Annotated in this window: 1 protein-coding gene and 1 pseudogene; both read left to right on the top strand. The window is 42.4% G+C overall.

Going from position 1 to position 1,899, the window contains the following annotated elements; translation table 11 throughout:
• Positions 1-209 (top strand): annotated as a pseudogene (locus ACF8FD_RS00360) (hypothetical protein); the annotation flags it as partial.
• Between the two features lie 14 nt (positions 210-223).
• A partial coding sequence (locus tag ACF8FD_RS00355) for a hypothetical protein (protein WP_392452823.1) occupies positions 224-1,899 on the top strand: 1,676 nt, incomplete at its 3' end.

Raw genomic sequence — 1,899 nt, 5'->3', positions numbered from 1 at the left:
TAATTGATGGTATAGAGTTACATGAAACCGAAGCAGCACTGGCCACAAAATCAGGTACAGCAGTATGGGCGCGCTTATATAATGGCGATGATGAAGCATATGCAGATTTTGGTATAGGAACTGCTGGTACTGACATTGTGCTGAATAGTGTCAATATTGCACTTGGCTCAAGTCAAAAGATTGATAGCATTATCTTAAAACCATATTGATTTAGAGGTGGTTAATGTCTTACACACCACCTGACGCACATGACGTCATACTTAATTTTGAACAGACTTCTACAGCAACAGACAGCCACAATTTGGCTTTAAATTTTAACGATTCCTTAGATCAGTTAAGTTTTCTAAATGCTGAAATTGATACTCGTATTCAAGTACAACTGAGGGGTTCGAATACAGAGCTAGAAGTAAATAGTGGTACATTGCACAGTACTATTAACACTTCGATTAATGCGGATATTGCTGGAACCAATCAGGACAATGTAGATAATCACGGCACAATCTTGGCAACGATTAACCCCTCTATTCAGTCTGATATTTTGGGTTTGAATGATATCAATCATATTGTGGGGGTATCTCTTGTCTCAAGGCTGAAATATCGGAAAGCCTTCACAAGATTAGACCATGTAGAAATACCATGGACCAAGCCTATTTTAAGGGTGTCAAATGACACCTTTTTTTACGACCGTAGTTTAGTCATTAATCATGCTACAGAGCTGAGTTTTGAGCGTGGACTGACTTTATCTGAATCCATCTATAGTGCTTTTGACCAGGGCTTAAAGCTTAGTCGTAACCAAGGGGTGCGCTGGCAAGAAAATCTAAAGATTCCAATTGCGCGTGATTTGTATTTTGAGGAATCAATTAAGCTTCGATTGAACCGTGAATTAACTCATCAGGAGATGATCCGTAAACGCCGCAATATCTCGTTTTCACATCAGGTCGCACATGTCTTTGAAAAGCGCTTTAGCTTTGATTGGGACAAAGGACTAGAGCTGGTCACACAAGATGAAATCCCATGGGATAAAGCGAAGTCTATCCATTATCGTAAGCATCCGATTGAACCATGGCCAGAGCCTGAAATTCCTCAGTATGAAGGTACGGGGGATCTTAATTTCGTATGCCTATGTCATGAGGTGGATTCGCATAATGTTGAACTTAACTTCGGTGCAGACGACTGCATACCCGGCATACCGAATCGTAATTGGTGGTACATATTGAATAGTTTATCTGTGACGCGCCTAGATAATGGCGAGGAAATAAATGTGCTAGATGGGAATTACAGTACCGATCGCAGCTGCTGGTGTTGGTCCTATAGTTTGACCGTACCGGCATCTGAGATTGGGAAGCTTGAGCCTATCAATGGCCAACCTGTAATTTTAAAAATTATCGTGAATGGTACCGAGCATCAAATGTTGCTTGAGAACCGACGACGTTCTCGTAAATTCGCCCAAGATACCTATACTTTAATTGGTCGCAGTCAAACCGCGCTGCTTGCTGCACCGACAGCGCCATTACGCTCATTCTTACAAGAGAATGATCGAACCTCCGTCCAGTTATGCCAAGCAGAGCTTGATCGTGTGTTTAGCGATACGGTGCTCAATTGGCAGTTGATCGATGCATTGGGTTGGATCGTTGAGCGTGAATGCTTGAGCTATTCCAATTTAGCACCGATAGATGCCATCAAGATGGTGGTTGAAAGCGGTGGTGGGTTTATTTATAGCGAAAAGGGTAGCAATACGCTGACAATTAAACCGCTGTATAAAAAGACCTTTTGGGATGTGTTGTCGATCGCTGAGTATGATCGCTTGTTGCCTGAGTCCGCGGTAGTGAGTCAGTCGACCGATTACCAAATCTATCCAGATTACAACGGCATTACGCTGACCAATGATCGTAAAGCGTT

This window comes from Acinetobacter sp. TYF_19 (genome assembly GCF_043105125.1).
GTDB lineage: Bacteria > Pseudomonadota > Gammaproteobacteria > Pseudomonadales > Moraxellaceae > Acinetobacter > Acinetobacter johnsonii.
The sequence above is the reverse complement of the archived record's forward strand: the minus strand, read 5'-3'. Positions and strand labels throughout refer to the sequence as shown.